We start from the raw sequence: 19,902 nt of genomic DNA on the forward strand, positions 1-19,902 counted from the left end.
GTCACAGCATTCAGCCCCGGGGCTCCCCATCCCATCGGCGAATGCAGGCCACTGTTGTGACCCCGGTCACACGATAGCCTACGGTGCCGTAATGTGCGCGGGCATCGGTTCGCTACGCGAAGAAGCCCCGGTTTCGCGACGGCTTGCACGGTGGAGCGATCGGCCTAGTAGGGTGTGCAGTGCCCCACAGCCGGGGGCATCGACAAATCCATATCTGCGGGGGCTCCCACGATCACCGGGGGCTGAGATGGCGACAGGCGGTCGCCGACCGCCTGAACCTGTCCGGGTAATGCCGGCGTAGGGAGCCACTCATGGGGACACCTGTATCCACATCTGCCACTTCGATCACCACCGGACCGATCGAGGGCAGCGGCAAGCACTATCGCGAGCTCGACCATCTCCGCATTCCCGTTCGACGCATCGGGCTCACCAACGGTGAGCACCTCGACGTCTACGACACCTCCGGGCCCTACACCGATGCCGACGCGGTCATCGATGTCGAGCGCGGGTTGGCGCCGACGCGCGACTCGTGGCACCGGCCGGAGCCGGTGAACGGCGCATCCACTCAACTCGCCTGGGCACGTGCGGGCATCACCACCGACGAGATGCGGTTCATCGCCGCCCGTGAAGGCGTCGACGAAGACCTCGTGCGCACCGAGGTCGCGGCCGGTCGCGCGGTCATCCCGGCCAATCATCGACACCCCGAGTCGGAGCCGATGATCATCGGAAAAGCGTTCGCGGTCAAGGTGAATGCGAATATCGGCAACTCTGCGGTCACCAGCTCGGTCGCCGAGGAGGTGGAGAAAATGGTGTGGGCAACGCGGTGGGGTGCCGACACCATCATGGATCTGTCCACGGGCAAGGACATTCACCTGACGCGCGAATGGATCATGCGGAACTCACCGGTCCCGGTCGGGACGGTGCCGATCTATCAGGCGCTGGAGAAGGTCAACGGCGATCCGACGAAGCTGACGTGGGAGATCTACCGCGACACCGTGATCGAGCAGGCCGAGCAGGGCGTCGACTACATGACGGTGCACGCCGGAGTGCTGCTGCGCTACGTACCACTCACGGCGCGCCGGGTGACCGGCATCGTGTCGCGCGGCGGTTCGATCATGGCCGCCTGGTGCCTGGCGCACCATCAGGAGTCGTTCCTGTACACACACTTCGACGAACTCTGCGAGATCTTCGCCCGCTACGACATCACGTTCTCCCTCGGCGACGGCCTGCGCCCCGGCTCCATCGCCGACGCCAACGACGAGGCCCAGTTCGCCGAATTGCGCACCCTCGGTGAGCTCACCACCATCGCGAAATCGCATGGGGTGCAGGTGATGATCGAGGGTCCCGGGCACGTGCCGATGCACAAGATCGCGGAGAACGTCCGCCTCGAGGAGGAGCTCTGCGAGGAGGCACCGTTCTACACCCTCGGGCCGCTCGCCACCGACATCGCACCCGCCTACGACCACATCACCTCGGCGATCGGCGCGGCGATGATCGCGCAGGCCGGCACCGCGATGCTCTGCTACGTCACTCCCAAGGAGCACCTCGGACTGCCCAACCGCGACGACGTGAAGGTCGGGGTGATCACCTACAAGATCGCCGCGCATTCCGCCGATCTCGCCAAGGGACATCCGGGCGCACAGGAGCGCGACGACGCATTGTCCAAGGCGCGCTTCGAGTTCCGCTGGACCGACCAGTTCAACCTGGCACTCGATCCGGACACCGCACGCGAGTACCACGACGAGACGCTGCCGGCGGAACCGGCCAAGACAGCACATTTCTGTTCGATGTGCGGCCCCAAGTTCTGCTCGATGCGCATCTCGGCGGACGTCCGCGCCTACGCCGAGGAGCACGGACTGGTCACCGCCGAGGACATCGACCGCAAGATCACCGCGGAAATGGACCGCAAGTCAGCGGAGTTCGCCGAAGCGGGGAACCGCGTGTATCTACCCCTGGAGACCGCCAGATGACCGACGACCTCGGATTGCCCACCGCCGCACGGGGAGTCACCCCCATCCGGGTGATGACCATCGCCGGCTCCGATTCCGGTGGCGGCGCGGGCATCCAGGCCGACCTCCGCACATTCGCGCTCCTGGGTCTGCACGGCACGGTGGCCGTCACCGCCGTGACCGTGCAGAACTCGCTGGGGGTCAGCGGCTTTCAGCCGATCGATCCAGCGATCGTGGCCGCCCAGATGACCAGCGTGGTATCCGACATCGGGATCGGTGCGGCCAAGACCGGCATGCTCACCAACGCCGAGATCATCGAATCGGTGGCCGACACCTGCGTCGAACTCGGCATCGGCGGCGACGGGCCGATCCCGCTCGTCGTCGATCCCGTGTGCGCCTCCATGCACGGCGACGCACTACTGGCCGCCGAGGCGTTGGACACGTTGCGGGACAGACTGATTCCACTGGCCACCGTCGTCACCCCCAACCTCGACGAGGTGCGTCTGATCACCGGGATCGACGTCGTCGACGCCGACACCCAGCAGGCCGCGGCGCGCGCACTGCATGAACTCGGGGCGACGTGGGCGCTGGTCAAGGGCGGGCATCTGCGCTCCAGCGATCACAGTCCGGATCTCCTGTTCGACGGCAACAGTTTTCACGAGTTCGACCACCAACGCATCGACACCACCCACGATCACGGCGCCGGCGATACTCTGGCCGCGGCCACCGCGTGCGCGCTGGCCCACGGCTACACCGTTCCCGACGCCGTGGGGTTCGCCAAGCGGTGGGTGACGCGCGGTCTGGAGCACGCCTATCCCCTCGGCGCCGGGCACGGGCCGGTCAACCCGCTGTGGCGGGTGTCGCGGGGCTGAGTGTCCGACCGAAACCCGCCCGCAAAACCGCCCCGCAGAACCACCCCAGCACGAAAACCACCCAGGACAGCGGCACGGCGCACGTATTCGCGACACCGCCTCCACCGAGGGCGGGGTTGCGGGGCGGTTTTCATCGGATCGGCAGGTAGCGGGCTCAGCGGTCCGGGTTTGCCCTGTCATTCCGATCACCCAATTCCGCGGCTGGTCACAACTGCGGATACTCTCAACACTATTTGTGGAGCTTGTCAACAGTTGGGTCACGATCCGAATGCTAGGATCATCGGGTGTCCCAGCCCGACCACCCACTCCCCGATTCACTGCTGCGCTATCCGTCGTACCCGTTCGGGATTCTGCATCGGCAAGTTCATGACCTCGTCGATTCCAGCCTGCGCGACCACTGGATCCTCAGCGTGGTGGCCGACGCCGGCGGTCAGCGTGAAGTGTCGCAGCAGGACATCTGCGACGCACTCTCCCTCGACCGCTCGGAGATGGTGCGCCTCGTCGACCGCCTCGAGGAGGAGGGTGTCCTGGTGCGGGAGCGGTCGGCCATCGATCGCCGGAAGTATCGCATCAGTATCACCACAGCCGGCCGGGCACGTGTCCGGGCCGTCGACAAGAAGTTGAGCGCGGCCACCGACGAAGTGCTGCGCGCCCTGACCAAGGACGAGCGCGCCACCCTGCACGCACTGTCGCTCAAAGCGATCGGTGTGGACAAGCCGGTCAAGCGGGCCCTGTCGTCCGACCGCAAAGACTGACCCCGACGTCAGTGGGCACCGCTACTTCTGCCAGCCGATATCCTCGACGGGTCCGATGTAGAACTGTCCTGCACCGTAATTCGCGAGACCGTCCTTGACCGCGACCATCGACGGTCCGTTGAATAATGGCAGATTGGAGTACTGGGCGAACGCCTCGCGCTCGACCCGGTTGCCGGCGGCGATCTGCTGCATCGGATCGGGTATCCGGGCGACGGCGGCGATCTTGGCGTCGAGTTCCGGTGAGCCGGCACCAGCGCGGTTCAATTGCGATCCCTCACACCAGGTCTGACACAGGTAGGCCATGCCGAACGGGTCGGTCGACGAGAACCCCATGGGGAACAGGTCGAACTCCTTGTTCACCACGACCCGGCTGAAATCCGAACTCGGCCGCTGCACGACGTCAATGTGAATGCCGACCTGCTTGAGCATCGCCTGCAGTGCGCGGGCAAGGTTCTGGGAGACCGACGCGTCACCGAGGATCGGCAGCGCCAAGGTCAACTCTTTGCCTGCGCGGTAACGGTATCCGTCGTCGCCGAGTGTCCAGCCGGCTTCGTCGAGCAGTGAACGCGCCTGGTTCTGGTCGTAGTCGATGACGCCCTTGACGTTGTCTTCGTAGCCGGGCTGGAACGAGTACATCTGCAGCGAACCAGGTAGTGGCTCGGTGTAATTGAGGCCGGTGAACCGGATGCGCGCCAGGGTTTCCCGGTCGATGCCCGCAAGCAACGCGTGCCGGACCCGGATATCGGAGAGGATCGGTGTGTCGAGGTTGACCACCAGCAGCGCCTGCTGCGGTGAGGCGGAGGTGCGGATGTCGATACCGGACATGGTCAGTACCTGGGCGCGGGAATCCTTACTACTCACCCCGATCGCGTCGAGCTCACCGTTGCGGAAGCCATTGATGGCGGCCTGATCCTCCATCTGTCGAAAGGCCCGGCGGTCCAGCTTGCCCGGGTTCCCCCACCATTTGGGATTGCGTTTGAAGGTCACGGTGCCGGCGTTTGGGTCGTAGCGGTCGATGGTGTACGGCCCGGCGCCCCACTCCGGATGCGGATTCTGCAGGTATGACTTGTTGTAGATCTCCGCCGTGGACACCTTGGGGTGCAACAGGAAATTGAACAGACCATCCGGCCACGCCCACACCCCCTTGAACCGCACCACCGCCTGCCGGTCGTCGACGCCGCGGGTCACCGAGTCGATCTGGTCGTATCCGTCGGTGGAACTGGTGATGTAGTTCGGGTCCGCACCACTGCTCGCACGCCACGTGTTGACGAAGGCGCGGTAGTCGATCGGCGTGCCGTCGTTGTAGACCGCTTTCGGGTTGATTGTGTAGGTGACAACGGTTTTCCCGTCGACGAGCTCCTTGCGGACGTCGGTCAGGTAGTCCCGATTGAAGGAGTACTCCCCGTCCGGGGAGAAGTAGGCGAGCACCGGGTTGTACCAGCGCCACATCAGTTGGGTGTAGGCGGTACCGTCGGCTTGGAAGGTGTTCCACTGGGGGCTGACCTCGACGAGTGCAGTGGTCAGGCTACCCCCGTCGCGGAGGTTCTCCCGTGGTTGCGGATTGAGGTCGGCGCCGGTGGTCGAGACCGCGGAATCGTCCATGGTCACACCGCAACCCGAGGCCCCGACGAGAACCAGCAGAACCGTCACCACCACCAGCAGGATGCGCTTCATCGGGCCTCCCGGAAGTGACAGGCCGCAGCATGGCCGTCGGTTCCGGCCAGTTCCGGTTCGACGGTGCGGCAACGGTTCTGATCGTCGGCCGACAGTTCAACGAACAGCGGGCAGCGACTCGCGAACACGCATCCGGCGAGTTCCGCAGTGGCACTGGGCTGCTCGCCACGTAGCCGGACAGCCGTGCGAGCGCGTTCGGCGCGTGGATCGGGCACCGGCACCGCGGACAGGAGCGCCTCGGTGTAGGGATGCGCCGGGTTCGCGAAGATCGCCTCGGTGGTGCCGGTTTCGACGAATCGGCCGAGGTACATGACCGCGACCCGGTCGGCCATGTGCGCGATCACCGAGAGGTCGTGCGTGACGATGAGGTAGGCGACGCCCGCGTCGGCCTGTAGGCGGCGCAACAGATTCACGATGTCGGCCTGCACCGAGACGTCCAGCGCGGAGAGTGGCTCGTCGAGGATGATGAGCTTGGGATCGGTGGCCAGTGCACGGGCGATCGCCAGGCGCTGCCGCTGCCCGCCGGAGAACGCCGACGGGAATCGGTCGGAATGGGCTGGATCGAGTCCGACCCGCGTGAGCAGGTCGGTGACGCGGCGCCCGGCGTCGTCGGCCGAGAGGCCCAGCGCGCGCAGCGGTTCGGCGACGATGTCGAAGGCGGTGAACCGCGGGTCGAGCGCTTCGGCGGGATCCTGGAACACGATGGACATGTCGCGGCGCAGCACCCGGGAGGCTCGCCGGGCGACGGTGGTCGGGTCGGTGCCGGACAGTCGGACCACCCCGGCCGGCTGCGCGAAGTCCATGACCTCGAGCAGCGTGGTGGATTTGCCACTGCCGGATTCGCCGACGATGGCCATCGTCTCGCCCTGTCGGACCACGAAGGACACCCCGGAGACCGCACGCACCGTACCGGCCCGGCGCCGGAGAAACCCTGTGGTGAGCGCGAACTCGCGACGGAGACCGGCGACCTCGAGCACGACCGGTGCATCTCCCGCTGCGGACACTGCTGCCGATGAGGTCGCTATGGTCGGCGGTGCGAACACCGGTGTCCCGTCGATGGCGCGGTCGTCGCCGATCTCGTCGGCTCGCACACACGCGACCTGATGGTCGGATGATCTTGCAGCAGATTGCAGTTCGGGCTCACCAACACTACAGGCGTCGACGGCGATCGGGCAGCGCGACACAAACGGGCACGCGTCGGGCAGGCCGATGAGGACCGGCGGGCTGCCGGGAATCGGCACCAGGTCGGTGTCGCGGCGGTCGACCCGGGGCACCGCCCCGAGCAGCCCGATCGTGTACGGCATCCGGGGGTGCTCGAAAAGGGTTGTGACGTCGGCCTGTTCCACCGCCCGCCCGGCGTACATGACGGTGACGTCGTCGGCGACCCCGGCGACCACGCCGAGATCGTGGGTGATCAGCAGCAGGGCCGCACCGGTTTCGGTCTGTGCGGTCGCCAACACATCGAGGATCTGCGCCTGAATGGCCACGTCGAGGGCGGTGGTCGGTTCGTCGGCGATGAGGACGGCCGGGTCGTTGGCGATGGCCATCGCGATCATCACCCGTTGCCGCATGCCGCCGGAGAGTTCATGGGGGAAGGCCGTTGCCCGCCGTGCCGGATCGGGCATGCCCACCAGGTCCAGCAACTCCACGGCGCGGTCGGCGGCCTGGCGTTTCCCGATGTCCTGGTGTGCGCGTAGCGCTTCGACGATCTGGTCGCCGACGGTGAACACCGGGGTCAGCGACGACAGCGGGTCTTGGAAGATCATCGCGATGTCGTTGCCCCGGATGTCCGACATCGCTGCGTCGTCGAGCGTCGTGAGCTCACGGCCACGCAACGTGACCGACCCACCGACCTCCGCCGACTCCGGCAACAGTCCCAGGATGGCGTTCGCGGACACCGATTTCCCGGAACCGGATTCGCCGACGATGGCGAGGGTGGAGCCGGCGACGAGATCGAAGCTCAGGCCGCGCACCGCCTCGAGGCGCCCGGCTTCGGTGCCGAAGGTGACGCGCAGGTCTCGCACGGAGAGAACGGGATCGACGATCATGACCGGGCCCCCGCTCCCGAAGTCGGGTCGAGCGCGTCGCGGAGTCCGTCGGCGATCAGCGCCATCGACACCGTGAGCAGGGTCAATACTGCAGCCGGGAAGTAGAACAGCCACGGGGAGGCGGCCAGCGCACCAACACCCGACTGCAGCAACGCGCCGAGCGAGACGTCGGGCACCTTCACGCCGAAGCCGAGGAAGGAGAGTGCGGTCTCGGTGAGGACCGTGCCGACCACGCCGAGCGCGAAGTTGATCACCAGTAGCGACGCCAGATTCGGAATGATGTGCCGGGCAACGATGGTCAGTGGCGGCTCACCCAGATACCGTGCGGCGCGCACGTAGTCGCGGGTGACGATGGTCTGGGTCATCGAGAACACGATGCGCGCCATCATCATCCACCCGAAAAGGATGAGCACCACGATCAACCACCGCCAGTCACCACCGGTCGCATTCGCGATGAGCGCCAGGATCAACAGCGTCGGCACCACCAGCAACAGGTAGATGAGGCCGAGCACCGCCCGCTGCACCCAGCCACCGAAGTAGGCGGCCAGCGCCCCGACGAAGGACGCGATCACCGTCACCCCGAGTGACACCGATACCGCGATCACCAACGACCGTCGAAGACCGTGCACCACTTGCGCATACAGGTCGTTGCCGACGTCATTGGTGCCGAACCAGTGCCCCGACGAGGGTGGAAAGCCGATCGCCAGGAAGTCGACGTCGGTGTAGGAGTAGCTGGTGAACAGACCACCGAAGATCGCAAACAGCACCAACAGCACGAACACGACCAGCCCGACCAGCGCACTCTTGTTGCGGGCAAAGCGTTTTGCCAGGAGCCTGGCACGGCCGGAACGTCGACGGGCGATCGGTGTCTGCAGGCTGTCCTGCCGTGGCCCCACGCCGTCGGCGAGCAGTCCGCCGGTCTCCCCCATCAGCGGTGCGGTGGCGGTGACATCGTGGCCGGGTGGGGCGCCATCGGGCCGATTGGGTTCGGGAGGCAGCGTCGACATCAGCCCACCCGCACCCGGGGATCGAGGTAGACGACAACGAGATCGGCCAGGATCGCGCCGATCGCCGTCGCGACCGCACCGAACGCGGCCACCGCGATCACCCCGTAGATGTCGTTGGTGTTGATCGAGTTCACGAAGTAGCGGCCCATCCCCTCCCACCCGAAGATGGTCTCGGTGATCATCGCGCCGGTGAAGATCGCCGGGATCGCGAAGGCGATACCGACCGCGACCGGGATGATCGCCGTGCGCAACGCATGTCGACGCACTGCGGTCCCTCGGGTCAGCCCTTTCGCCCGTGCGGTCCGGACGTAGTCGGCGTTGATGGTGTCGAGCAGCAGCGACCGTTGCAGTAGGTGGAGGCCGGCATATTGCACAACCACAAGGGTGATCGTCGGCAGGATCAGATGTTTGATGCGGTCGATCAGCACCGGGAAGAATCCGTGCACATCGATGCTCGACGACCCGGCCACATAGAACACCGAATGCCCGACCCGCTGGTTGATCGCGATACCGCCGAGCACGACGGCCAGTCCGGCGACTGCGACGGGCACGTTGATCATCGCGATGGAGATGAACTGCCAAGCGCGGTCGGCCAATCGGTAGTGCCGCAGGGCGGTGTAGACGCCGAGCGTGATACCGAGAATCGTGGCGAGCACGGTGGCCGCGGTCAGCAGTTGCACCGACGTCCACGCGCGATAGGCGATTTGCGTGTTGACGCTCGTCCCGATCGGCGATGTGCCCCAGTCCCAGTGGAACAGGATGCCCGACAACCACGTCCACCACCGCTCCAGGATCGGGGTCTTGTCGTTGAGGTTGTAGGTCGTCAGGGTGTTGTCGACGACGTTCTCCGGCAGTGGCGGTTTGCGGTCGGCGTAATTGGAGCGCGGATCGAGGAACCACGTGGCCAGGAAGAACGTGAGATTGGTTGCCAGAAACACCAAGACAGCCCAGGACACCACGCGTTTCGACAGATAACCGATCACTCGCGACCTTTGGTCCGGACCCCGACGGGCTGGTCGGGGGTTCGCCTCATTCTGTCAGCGGCACCAGTTGTTTGCCGGTTGTACGCGCCGAAGACCCCACCCGCCTGCCATCATCGGACCATGGCGTGGAACTACCTGATGGACATGGATGGCGTTTTGGTCAGCGAGGAGCAGTTGATTCCCGGCGCCGACGCATTTCTCGCGGAGTTGCGGAACAGCGGGACGGCGTTCACGGTGCTGACCAACAACTCGATCCGCACAGCGCGAGATCTGCGCGCAAGGTTGTTGCAGACGGGGCTCGACATTCCCGAGGAATCGATCTGGACCTCGGCGTTGGCGACGGCCCGATTTCTGGATTCGCAGCGACCGAACGGCACCGCGTACGTCGTCGGCGAGTCGGGCCTGACCACCGCACTGCACGAGATCGGCTACGTGATCACCGATGCCGATCCGGATTACGTCGTGCTGGGCGAAACCCGCACCTATTCGTTCGAGGCGATCACCACGGCGATCCGGCTGGTGGAGCGGGGCGCGCGATTCATCGCGACGAACCCGGACGCGACCGGGCCGTCGTCGAGCGGTTCACTGCCCGCGACAGGCGCGGTCGCAGCGCTCATCACCCGGGCGACCGGGCGCGACCCGTACTACGTGGGCAAGCCGAATCCGCTGATGATGCGGTCGGCGTTGCGGCAGATGGGTGCCCATTCGGAGAACACCCTGATGATCGGTGATCGCATGGACACCGACGTGATCTCCGGGTTGGAGGCCGGACTGCAGACCATTCTGGTGCTGTCCGGCATCTCCACCCCGGAGTCGGTCGAACTTTATCCGTACCGGCCCACGCGCGTGATCAATTCGGTCGCCGACCTGGTCGGCCACACGCAGGAACCGTTCGGATAGCTAACAAATCAGCTGAGCGCCTTGGCCTTCAGCGCGTCGAACTCCTGCTGGTTGATCGCACCGGAGTCCAGCAGACCCTTGGCGTCGGCGATCTGCTCGGCCGGGCTCTTGCCCGCGACCGACTGGATGTACTGGTCGGTGGCCTGCTTGGCCTCCGCGACGGCCTCGGTCTGCCGCTCGGCCATACCGCGGCCCTTCGCGATCAGGTAGACGAGCGCCGTCAGATACGGGATCAAGATCAGGAAGAAGATCCAGACGGCCTTGATCCAGCCGGACGACTTGTCCCGGAACAGGTCGATCAAAATGTGCCAGAGGACGATCAGGTACGCAACGAACGCGAAGATGACAATGGTGTACCAGATGAAGTCCCAGAACGAGTCCCACATGGGAGTGCTCCTTGCATTTGCGAGGTAATGGCAGCGTTGATCGCTGCCGCGAACAAAGCTTGCCACATCACCCATTGGCTGGCAGCGGCGCGGTAGTAATGAAGACCACACAAAACTCGGACTGGACACCTTCGTCGATGTCACGGTCGACGACACCGGCACCCCGCTGTCCACCGCTTCGGCACCCGAGGTGGCCCTCGGAGCTGGAGGGTCCGCGGGTGCGAGAGAGGCTCAGCGCCGACTGAGGGTCAACGAGAAATCGCCCGCGTCGTCGGTCCAGGTGGTCACCACATCCAGCCCCGCGGCGGCCAGTTCGGCGCCGAGCACACCGAGATCGAACTTGGTGCTGATCTCGGTTCGGATCTCCGTCCCCGCCGCCAGTTTCCAGTCCCGTTGCAGCGCACCGAACCACACATCGATGTCGCGGCGCGCCCGCAACCACATCTCGATGCGGTGCCGGGCGGGATTCCAGCGGGCGATGTGGTCGAAGTCGTCGGCGTAGAGCCCATCCGCAGCCAGCCCGGTGCGCAGCACCTCGATCATGTTGCGGTTGAAATCGGCTGTGACACCGGCTTTGTCGTTGTAGGCGGCGACGAGGCGACCGGTGTCCTTGATGAGATCGGCGCCGAGCAGGAAATAGTCGCCGGGACTCAATGCACCTGCGAGGCGACGGAGGAACACCGCGCGCTGGTCGTCGTCGAAGTTACCGATGGTACCGCCGAGAAAGACCGCGATCCGTGGGCCACCGGTCTGCGGCAGACTCAGGTCCGGGCCCGTGAAGTCGGCGACGACGGGCGTCACGTCGATCCCCGGATAGTCGAGCGCCAGTGTGGCCGATGATGATTCAAGGATCTCGGTACTGACATCGACGGGCACATAGGTGAAGCGATGGCCTGCCGCAAGCGCGTGTTCGGCGAATGCGGACAGCAGCATCCGCGTTTTGGTGGACGTGCCCGATCCCAGCTCCACCATCATCGCGGCGTCGGTCACCGACGCGATGTCGCCACTGCGCGCCGCCAAGATCTCGGTCTCACGACGCGTCGGATAATACTCGGGCACACGGGTGATCTCGTCGAACAGACGACTGCCGCGCTCGTCGTAGAGCCATTTGGTCGGCAGGGTGGGCGGGTTCTGCCAGAGCCCGGCGACGGCATCGACCGCCAACGCACTCTCGGTGCTGACCGTCATCGCGCCAGCCGCAGCCCGGAGAAGGCCCAACGACTCTGTGCGGGAAAGAAATTGCGATACGTGACGCGCTCGTGCCCGGGTGGCGTCACGGCGCTGGCCCCACGCAGCACGTGCTGATCGCACATGAACTTGCCGTTGTATTCGCCGACCGCCCCGTTGGCGGGCACAAACCCCGGATAGGGCAGGTAGGCACTCGCGGTCCACTCCCAGGTGTCGCCGATCATCGCCGCACCCGCCCGACCGGGGTGGCATCGGGCAGGATCGAGAAGTTCCCCGCGGTGGTCACCGAGCCTGACTGCCGCTGCCTCCCATTCGAATTCGGTGGGCAGTCGGGCACCGGCCCAGCGGGCGTAGGCATCGGCCTCGTAGAACGAGACGTGCAGTACGGGCTCGTCGAGCACCACCGGGCGTCGACCGGACAGCGTGAACGTCGTGGGATGCGCGTCAGCGTCCTCGTAGTGCCAGTATCCCGGTGCCTGCCAACCGGTTTCCCGGATGTGTGCCCACCCGTCGGACAGCCAGAACTCGGGTCGCCGGTAGCCGTCGTCGGCGATGAACTCGAGCCAGTCGGCGTTGGTGACAGCACGCTCGGCGATCTCGAAGTCCTCCAAGAACACTCGATGCCGCGGACCCTCGTTGTCGTAGGAGAACGACGCTCCGCCGCCGGCCCCGGTCTCGGTGACCCCGCCGGACACCGCACGCCAGGTCAGCGGCTCGGGGGTAGGTGCGGCGTCGACCGCGCGATCGACGTAGACCGGCGCGAACGCGTGCGCGGAGAACAGGTGCTTGAGATCCATCAGGATCAGCTCCTGGTGTTGCTGCTCGTGATTGCAACCCAATTCGACGAGCGCGAGCGTCGAGTCGTCGAGAGCACCGCGCTCCAGGCGGTCGATCATGCAGCTGTCGACGTAGTCGCGGTAGGCGGTGACGTCGGCGACACCCGGCCGGGTCACCAGACCGCGGTCCGGCCGCGGATGACGCTCTCCCACCGCCTCGTAATAGCTGTTGAACAGATAGCGGTACGTCTCGTCGTAGACGGTGTACGACGGATCGCTCCGCAGGATGAACTCCTCGAAGAACCAGGTCACGTGCGCCCGATGCCATTTCGTCGGACTGGCGTCGGTCATCGACTGCGGTGTCTGGTCTTCGGCGGACAGCGACGCGGTGAGCTGGTCGGTCAGCGCACGTACATCGCGAAATCGTTGGGTGTCGACGGGGTCGGTCGACATCGGCCGTTCGGTGATGGTCATCTCATACCTCCCGTTGTCTCCATCGTTACCGCGGGTGGCCGGACTGTCAATCGGGATCGCGCTCGGAGCGCTCCACCTCGTCCTCGTCGATGTAGTGCACCGCCGCCTCTTCGGCGGAGGCGCCCGCGCCGTCGATCCCGCAGTCGGTGGCGAAGGTGTCGGCGTCGTTGTCGTCGCCATCGCCGTTGCCCGCGGCCACGAGCCGTCCGGCCCGTCCGTTGCCTGCCTGATCGTCGTTGTCGTACTCGTCGTCGCGATCGGATTCATGTGAGCGCCAATCGGACTCCGCGTCATCGAGCGGGTCCTTGGCATTCCACGGGTCGGGTTCCTCCTCGGACAGGCGCTCGTCGAGGGTCTCCCCTTCGCGCTGCTCCTGGGCGGTCAGCCCGCGGCGGGCGCCGCTGGGACGGTGATCCGGTGGCGAGAACCCCTCATCGAGGACATCGTCGACGCCCCGGTCGTCGAGTGTGTCCTCCGGTTGGAGCTGATCGTCGGGATCGAGGCTGTACTCACCGTCGGAACCTTCTGAGATGCTGCCGATGTCGTCACTCACACTGTTCACGATGCCAGAACCGGCGACACGGCGGGAGCGCAAAGTCTGCGGTGGTGGCGGGATAGTCCGTATTGTCCTCGCCATGACCACTCCGTCTGATCCGCACAATATCGAGCCGCATGATCGTGGCCAGGGTTCCGGAGACAATTCCGCACCGGATCCCACTCCCCCTACCGGTGGTTACCCGCCGCCCTCCTATCCGCCGCCGGGTGGCGCCTACCCGCCACCGCCACCACCGCCGAGCGGTTCCTACCCGCCGCCGCCGTCCGATCAGGGTGGAGCGTTCCCGCCGCCACCGTCTGATCAGGGCGGGGCGTTTCCGCCGCCACCGTCCCAGGGCGGGGCGTACCCGCCGCCCCCATCGCAGCCGGCCGGCGGGGCGTATCCCCCACCGCCGTCGGGGTCGTATCCACCGCCCCCGTCCCAGGGCGGGGCGTATCCGCCGCCACCCCCGTCGGATCCCTATCCGTCCGGTTCTTATCCGTCCGGTGGCGCCTATCCGCCCCCGCCTAGCGGCGCGTATCCGCCGGCCGGTGACTACGGCAGCCCGAGTGGCGGCTACGGCGCATCCGGGTCCGGATACGGAGCGCCCGCCGGTGATGCCTACGGAGCCGTCGCCGCCCCGCAGTTCTCGGTGGGCGACGCCCTGAGCTACGCGTGGAGCCGCTTCTCCGGCAACGCGGTGCCGTGGATCCTGATCACACTGCTCGCCGGTCTGGTGACCGGTTTGATCAACTACCTCGGCTACGCCATCGGCGGCAACGGCTCATTCATCCGGATCATCTTCAGCTTGATCGCCGTGATTGTCGGCTACATCTTCCAGGGTGCGATGATCCGCGGTGCTCTCGACGAGGTCGGCGGCAGCAAACCGGCGATCGGCAGCTTCTTCCAGTTCGCCAATGTCGGCGCGGTGATCCTGACCGCACTGCTCGTCGCGATCGGCACCGACATCGGTCTGATCCTCTGCATCATTCCCGGCCTGATCTTCGCGTTCCTGGCCTTCTGGTCGCTGCCCTTCACTGTGGACCGGAATCTGCAGCCCATCGAGGCGATCAAGGCGAGCTTCTCGGTGATCAGCAAGAATGCCGGCGCGCTGTTCCCGTTGGCACTGGTGAATGCGCTGATCCTCGTTGTCGGCGCGCTCCTGTGCGGCGTCGGACTGCTCGTGGCAGTCCCGATCGTCGTCATCTCGAGCACATATGCCTACCGGGTCTTCACCGGCGGTCAGGTTGCGCCGGTCGGTGGCCACACGCCGCCCTCCGCACCGCCCGGATATCCGCCCACGCAGTACTGAGTCGACACGGCTCACCGACGATCGGCCGTCGCCCAACCGGGCGGCGGCCGATTCGTTTCGGTCGCGTCGGGTTTTACCCAAACGGGCCGCGCCGGCATGAGCGGTCGGCGACAATACAGAAGATGATCGAGGAGATGCAGGACGAGGCCGTGGCCCTCCTGTCCGCCGGCGAATACATGCACGCACTCGCCGAGTTCTCGGTGCTCCGGGAGATCCGCTCGCGACGCGAGGGCCCCTATTCGACGATGTACCTGTCCAATCTGCATGACTGTGTCCGCTGCATGTCGCATCTGGAACTCTGGGCGGATTCCACGCCCCTGTGTCGCGAACTGCACGGGAAATATGTGCGGACCCACGGCCGCGGCCAGTCCGACACCGTCGACGTCGCCAAACACTGGGCGTGGGCGCTGGTTCACCTGCACGATTACCCGCCGGCCGTCCGCCTGTACCTCACCACCGCCGACGCGCTGTGGGATGCGGATCGTGATCAGGCGCAACGACTTCTGGGCGCTGCCCTGGCCCATCGCGACGCGACCGATCCGGCGGCGCTGATCTCCGACGACGAGGAGAACCCGATGATCGACGGCGCGCGGCTGCACCACGCCCACGACGTGCTCGTCACCTTGAATCAGCTGATCGAGCAACTGTCGTCGAATCCCGGCGACGACCGCGCGTCGGTCACCTTCGACGGCCTCGCGATCGCCTGAACGACCCCTGAACGACGACGGGCGCGCCTCCCCGGGGGAGAGACACGCCCGTTGCCGAATGTCGTGACCTACACGACCGGCGCGCTGGTGGCGTCGACCTTCTTCGGCAGCGAGAAGAGGGTGACGATGCTGACGATGATCAGCATGATGGCGGCGACCCAGATGAAGGTGGCCAGCGCCAGACCCGGGATCACCAGCATCACGATGCCGGCGAGAATGGCGATCGCACCGGTGAAAATGAGCAGAGCGCGGGAGGTATGCGCCGACCCCGAGAACGCACGCACCAGATCACCTACGCCCTGGAAGATCCAGGCGATACCGATGAAGATCGCCAGAAAGACCAGTGACTCCTCGGGATTGAACAGGGCGACGATGCCGAAGACCAGGATCAGCGCACCGAGAATGCCGATCAGCACGCGCCAACCCGTGGGCATCAGATTCGCGGCGAAAGCCTCGTAGAGGCGGAACGCGCCGGTCAGGATCAGCGAGATGCCGAACAAGACCCCGATGACCACCAGCGTGGCCTTGGGCCACACGAGCGCGATGATGCCCATAACAATTCCGACGACCGCCGTCGCGATCATCATCGACCGAACCGCACCGATGAGTTCGTTCGGAATCTGCCTTCCGTAACCTGCAAATGTCATGAAGAGAGATTAAGTCATATCGCCGCGTTCACCGTGGATTGACGAATTGAACAGAAGAGGAAGTCTTTCGTGCCCCCAATCGCATTCTTCGAGCGTGAGTCCAGCGACCTCTTCGTTCCGACCCGCTTCGCCCGAAGCCTGTGGGCTCCTCAGACGCTCAGCGGCCCACCGGTGTGCGCGATCGCGGCCCGCGCCGCCGAAACCGAGTTCTGTCCCGAAGGTTTCCGGGGCGCACGTTTCACTATCGAATTGTTCAAAGCCGCCCGGGAGATCCCGACGACGACGCGGGGACGCATGAGCCGCGACGGCGGCCGGATCAAGGTGGTCGAGGTCGACGTCGTCCAGGACTTCGACGGAGTCGAGACCGTCGTCGCCCGCAGCACGTCGGTGTTCGTGAAGGAAACCAGCAATCCGCCCGGTGACCGATGGATTCCTGCCGACGACGACTTCCGGCCACCCACCGCAGGCTCCGACGACCTGTTCCCCTGGTTCGGCTCCGACGACGAGAACGGCGAACCCGCGTGGGACCAGACGATCGGCAACCATCAGAACGCGCGCCGCAAGCGGATGTGGACGCGGGCGGTGTGGACCGTGGCCGGCGAACGCCCGTCGCCATTCGAACGCGCGGTGATCAGCGGCGAATCCACCAGCCTGATGGGCAACTGGGGCAGCACTGGGATCGGATTCATCAACTGCGACCTGACCGTTGGACTGTCCCGCCTACCCGACGGCCCGCGGATCGGACTGGAGGCCGTCAGCCACACCGAATCCGACGGCATATCGACGAGTACGACGCACCTGTATGACATTCACGGCCAGTTCGGGGTGGGCCTGGTGACCGGGCTGAACAACGCCGCCGCGGAGATCGATTTCACCTCCGTGGACACCACCGACCGCTACACCGAAGCCTGAGTGGACACACTGTTGACCCACTGAGTTTCTCAGGTCTTGATAAGGTCACGGCCATGCGTCGTTTCGCTCGGGGATTTCGGACCGCGGCCCTCGCTGCCGCGTCTGTCGCCACCACGCTCACCATGGCGATCACCTCTGCCCCGCAGGCTGCGGCGGCACCGGTGGCCGCCGGACCCGCCGCCCTCGTTGCGCGCCTGACCGGCCCCGGCGCCATCAACGACACCGTCGGCCGGCACGGCATCTTCGGCACCGACCTCGGCATCATGTGGGATAACGGCCACGGCGAGATACTCACCGCGTTCGGTGACACCCAGCAGATCAACGGGTGGTCGCTGCTCTACGGCAACCTCTTCTACTGGCGGTCGAACGTCCTGCTGCGCAGCACCGACCGCTACCTCGCCGACGGCATGACATTCACGAGTCACGCCGGTCCGCCCGGATATGCCAAGCGACTGCTCAAGCCGGACCTCCGCAGGGAGATCACGGTCCTGCCCACCGCGGGCATCGCCGCCAACGGCAAGCAGTATATGAACGTGATGTCGGTGAAGAAGTGGGGCGATCCGGGCATCTGGTACACCAACTGGTCCGGCCTCGTCCGCTCGAATGACAATGGCAACAACTGGCACGCAGCCAACGCGTTCCGCCCCAATGGCGGCGGCAACCACAAGTTCCAGATGAATGCCCTGCTCAAGGTCGGCGACACCGTCTACACCTACGGCACCCCCGATGGCCGGTGGGGCAATGCGTACATCGCCCGCGTCAATCAGCGTGACATCGAGAACCTCGGCAAGTACGAGTACTTCTCGTGGGGCAAGTGGGTGCGCAACAACCCGGATGCGGCGACGCCGGTGATGGCCGGGCCGATCGGTGAAATCTCCGTGCAGTGGAACAACTACCTGGGCAAGTACGTCTCGATGGCCTCCCGCAACGGTGGCGCCCTCTTGCGTACCGCCGACAACCCTTGGGGGCCTTGGACTTCCGGTGAAGTCGTGGTTCCCCCGGACAACCCGTACACCGGTTACGCTCCGTTCATCCACCCGTGGTCGACCGGCCGGGATCTGTACTTCACCTACTCGATCTCGTGGGGCTATCAGGTCTACCTGATGCGCCTGACATTGCAGAAGTAGCGCTCAGAACGGCACGTCGGGCCCTTCGTTATGTCGCTTCCGGTTGCGACTCCTCTCCGCCCGGCGTCGGGCATGTTTGTTCGCCGTCCGACTGCGGGTGCGTGTCGGGCGTTCCTGATTCGGGGCGTCGAAGGCCGGCGGGGCCTGGGGTGAGGCGGTGTAGCGGATGCGCCGCAGGCCGGGGAAGAGTTCCTCCATCGTTTCGGCCTCACCCGGGATGGTCAGGCCCTCGGGAGTGACTGTCTCCGTGCGTAATTGGCCGTCCTCATCGCGCCACTGGTCGTCGAGCCATCCCGAGAACGTCTTGAGCAGGTGCCAGGGCCGGCATTTTGGGTTCATGTTGTCCGAGGTGGTCTGTCCGCCGGCGCTGGGGTTGTCGTGGTCGAACTCCTCTACATGCTCGGCATCGCATTCCCAGGCACTCTTCGTGCAGCCGGGTTCACTGCACGCCCCGTGGCGGATACGGATGTACGCGTCCAGTGAGGTGGTCGGGCGGTACGGGTCCGACGCCAGTGATCCGGGCAGGGTGAAAGTGCCGTCCGGGTTCATCGGCGTGCCCGGCGGGATCAGCGGTGCGATCCGCGCATCCGGGCGGGCGGCGAGTTCGCGGACGTGTTCGTCGTCGATCACGCCGTGACCGTCGAGGTAGCCCGGATTGTTGGCCCGGCCCTCGAGGGTGGCCTCATCGCAGACCACATGGATGACGAACCTCGGTTGCACCGGCAGCAGAGCCTTCGACGGAGCGTCTTCGATGCCGTCGGTGGCAGCGTCGTCGAGAGTCAGTACGGTGACCGCGCAATCGTCGCGCCCGCACTCACACGCGAAGTCGCTGCCGGTCAGCAACGCGAACTCCAGATCCGACTCCCGCTGCGGCTTGGTGCGCCCATCGTGCTCACACACTTTCGCTGCCGCGGTCGCCGCGAGACTGGCATACGCGAGGCGCGCGTTCTCCGCCGACATCACTGCGGTCAACTCGGCGGTGCCATCGCGGCGGTTCTCCACCCAGACGCAGCGTTTGTCGATGGCGTCCTTGCGGCGTTCGCGCACCGCATCCGGATCGTGCCGGAAGATGATGCGGTCCACCATATTCCGCAGAGCCTTGGTGGAGAACGTGCCCTTGCGCAACCGTCGAGCGATCTCCGCATCCACCTCGGGCGCATAGGATTGGCCGTCGATCAGATCGGTGTCGACGATGATCTGCTGAGCCTGGCGCTGGCTGATAATGCCGTCGCCGAGGCACTCGAACACATCGGGCAACCGGTCCCGCAGCACGATGCCTTCGTCGAGAAGCACTTCGGCCTGGTGGCGAGTGATCGCCCGCGTCTGCGCGATCCGCGTCGCGGCGTCGGCGAAACCGTCGACCACGAAACCGTCGGTGTCCTCCCGCGCGGCGACGAAGCGGTCGTAGACGACCTGGGCCGTCCGGTAGTCGCAGTAGGCGAGGTAGGAGTGGCCGCGATCCAGGTCGGTCATCCCGAGCAGCAGGTCGTTGATGGGGGCCTCGTCCGCGTCGGCCGGGTCGATGCCGCCGAGGAAGGCAGCCGGCAACCCACGCCACAGTGGCGCCTCGGGTGGTGAGTCGGCTGTCGGGGACACGCGAGCGACCTTTCAGAGATACGGACATGGCTGCAGGACACCCACATTCATCTC

General features: G+C 65.7%; 18 protein-coding genes and 1 riboswitch. Of the genes, 8 read left to right on the top strand and 10 right to left on the bottom strand.

Going from position 1 to position 19,902, the window contains the following annotated elements; translation table 11 throughout:
* The first annotated feature begins 206 nt into the window (after window positions 1-206).
* Window positions 207-320: riboswitch (TPP riboswitch) on the top strand.
* The 3 genes from thiC (at window position 312) to AAFP30_RS10335 (ending at window position 3,576) form a co-directional block, all read left to right on the top strand.
* Window positions 312-1,970, top strand: coding sequence for a phosphomethylpyrimidine synthase ThiC (thiC, locus tag AAFP30_RS10325; RefSeq protein WP_419229808.1), 1,659 nt, complete (start codon window positions 312-314; stop codon window positions 1,968-1,970). It overlaps the preceding riboswitch by 9 nt.
* A complete protein-coding gene (gene thiD, locus AAFP30_RS10330; RefSeq protein WP_419229809.1) occupies window positions 1,967-2,821 on the top strand; it encodes a bifunctional hydroxymethylpyrimidine kinase/phosphomethylpyrimidine kinase in 855 nt (284 codons plus the stop codon). Before thiC ends, thiD begins: the two co-directional genes overlap by 4 nt.
* Before the next feature lie 284 nt (window positions 2,822-3,105).
* Window positions 3,106-3,576 (top strand): MarR family winged helix-turn-helix transcriptional regulator, encoded by a 471-nt coding sequence (locus AAFP30_RS10335; RefSeq protein WP_419229810.1) that lies wholly within the window; start codon window positions 3,106-3,108, stop codon window positions 3,574-3,576.
* A gap of 21 nt (window positions 3,577-3,597) precedes the next feature.
* Here the strand turns inward: AAFP30_RS10335 and AAFP30_RS10340 are convergent, their stop codons facing one another.
* The 4 genes from AAFP30_RS10340 to AAFP30_RS10355 are packed head-to-tail and all read right to left on the bottom strand — an operon-like array spanning window position 3,598 to window position 9,288.
* Window positions 3,598-5,250 carry an ABC transporter family substrate-binding protein gene (locus AAFP30_RS10340; RefSeq protein WP_419229811.1) on the bottom strand — a complete coding sequence of 551 codons (1,653 nt, stop codon included), beginning with the start codon at window positions 5,248-5,250 and terminating at the stop codon, window positions 3,598-3,600.
* Entirely contained in the window at window positions 5,247-7,298 is a 2,052-nt protein-coding gene (locus AAFP30_RS10345; RefSeq protein ID WP_419229812.1) for a dipeptide ABC transporter ATP-binding protein, read from the bottom strand. Before AAFP30_RS10345 ends, AAFP30_RS10340 begins: the two co-directional genes overlap by 4 nt.
* Window positions 7,295-8,305, bottom strand: coding sequence for an ABC transporter permease (locus tag AAFP30_RS10350; protein WP_419229813.1), 1,011 nt, complete (start codon window positions 8,303-8,305; stop codon window positions 7,295-7,297). Before AAFP30_RS10350 ends, AAFP30_RS10345 begins: the two co-directional genes overlap by 4 nt.
* Window positions 8,305-9,288 carry an ABC transporter permease gene (locus AAFP30_RS10355; protein WP_419229814.1) on the bottom strand — a complete coding sequence of 328 codons (984 nt, stop codon included), beginning with the start codon at window positions 9,286-9,288 and terminating at the stop codon, window positions 8,305-8,307. Before AAFP30_RS10355 ends, AAFP30_RS10350 begins: the two co-directional genes overlap by 1 nt.
* A 120-nt stretch (window positions 9,289-9,408) precedes the next feature.
* Here AAFP30_RS10355 and AAFP30_RS10360 point away from each other — a divergent pair, with 120 nt between their 5' ends.
* Window positions 9,409-10,188 (top strand): HAD-IIA family hydrolase, encoded by a 780-nt coding sequence (locus tag AAFP30_RS10360; RefSeq protein WP_419229815.1) that lies wholly within the window; start codon window positions 9,409-9,411, stop codon window positions 10,186-10,188.
* A gap of 8 nt (window positions 10,189-10,196) precedes the next feature.
* Here AAFP30_RS10360 and AAFP30_RS10365 read toward each other — a convergent pair whose 3' ends face one another.
* From AAFP30_RS10365 to AAFP30_RS10380, 4 genes are all read right to left on the bottom strand, one after another.
* Window positions 10,197-10,574 carry an SHOCT domain-containing protein gene (locus AAFP30_RS10365; RefSeq protein WP_419229816.1) on the bottom strand — a complete coding sequence of 126 codons (378 nt, stop codon included), beginning with the start codon at window positions 10,572-10,574 and terminating at the stop codon, window positions 10,197-10,199.
* Window positions 10,575-10,805: 231 nt separating this feature from the next.
* Window positions 10,806-11,762: an L-histidine N(alpha)-methyltransferase gene (gene egtD, locus AAFP30_RS10370; RefSeq protein ID WP_419229817.1), complete on the bottom strand. Its 957-nt coding sequence runs from the start codon at window positions 11,760-11,762 to the stop codon at window positions 10,806-10,808.
* Window positions 11,759-13,012: an ergothioneine biosynthesis protein EgtB gene (gene egtB, locus AAFP30_RS10375; protein WP_419229818.1), complete on the bottom strand. Its 1,254-nt coding sequence runs from the start codon at window positions 13,010-13,012 to the stop codon at window positions 11,759-11,761. The genes egtD and egtB overlap by 4 nt, the downstream gene beginning before the upstream one ends.
* Before the next feature lie 46 nt (window positions 13,013-13,058).
* On the bottom strand, window positions 13,059-13,565 hold the full coding sequence (locus AAFP30_RS10380) for a DUF5709 domain-containing protein (RefSeq protein WP_419229819.1): 507 nt from the start codon (window positions 13,563-13,565) through the stop codon (window positions 13,059-13,061).
* A gap of 82 nt (window positions 13,566-13,647) precedes the next feature.
* Between AAFP30_RS10380 and AAFP30_RS10385 the strand changes: the two genes are divergently transcribed.
* Window positions 13,648-14,859 (top strand): hypothetical protein, encoded by a 1,212-nt coding sequence (locus tag AAFP30_RS10385; protein WP_419229820.1) that lies wholly within the window; start codon window positions 13,648-13,650, stop codon window positions 14,857-14,859.
* Window positions 14,860-14,981: 122 nt separating this feature from the next.
* Complete coding sequence (locus AAFP30_RS10390) at window positions 14,982-15,566, top strand: hypothetical protein (protein ID WP_419229821.1); 585 nt, start codon at window positions 14,982-14,984, stop codon at window positions 15,564-15,566.
* Between the two features lie 68 nt (window positions 15,567-15,634).
* On the opposite strand, the gene AAFP30_RS10395 is transcribed toward AAFP30_RS10390, so the two are convergent.
* Entirely contained in the window at window positions 15,635-16,213 is a 579-nt protein-coding gene (locus AAFP30_RS10395; protein ID WP_419229822.1) for an HdeD family acid-resistance protein, read from the bottom strand.
* Between the two features lie 69 nt (window positions 16,214-16,282).
* On the opposite strand from AAFP30_RS10395, the gene AAFP30_RS10400 reads away from it, so the two are divergent.
* A complete protein-coding gene (locus tag AAFP30_RS10400) occupies window positions 16,283-17,125 on the top strand; it encodes an acyl-CoA thioesterase domain-containing protein (protein WP_419229823.1) in 843 nt (280 codons plus the stop codon).
* A gap of 53 nt (window positions 17,126-17,178) precedes the next feature.
* Window positions 17,179-18,252: a DUF4185 domain-containing protein gene (locus AAFP30_RS10405; RefSeq protein ID WP_419229824.1), complete on the top strand. Its 1,074-nt coding sequence runs from the start codon at window positions 17,179-17,181 to the stop codon at window positions 18,250-18,252.
* A gap of 3 nt (window positions 18,253-18,255) precedes the next feature.
* Here AAFP30_RS10405 and AAFP30_RS10410 read toward each other — a convergent pair whose 3' ends face one another.
* Window positions 18,256-19,848, bottom strand: coding sequence for a DUF222 domain-containing protein (locus tag AAFP30_RS10410; protein ID WP_419229825.1), 1,593 nt, complete (start codon window positions 19,846-19,848; stop codon window positions 18,256-18,258).
* Window positions 19,849-19,902: the final 54 nt, after the last annotated feature.

The organism is Gordonia sp. CPCC 205515 (assembly GCF_048537925.1).
In the GTDB taxonomy this organism is placed as follows: Bacteria; Actinomycetota; Actinomycetes; order Mycobacteriales; family Mycobacteriaceae; genus Gordonia.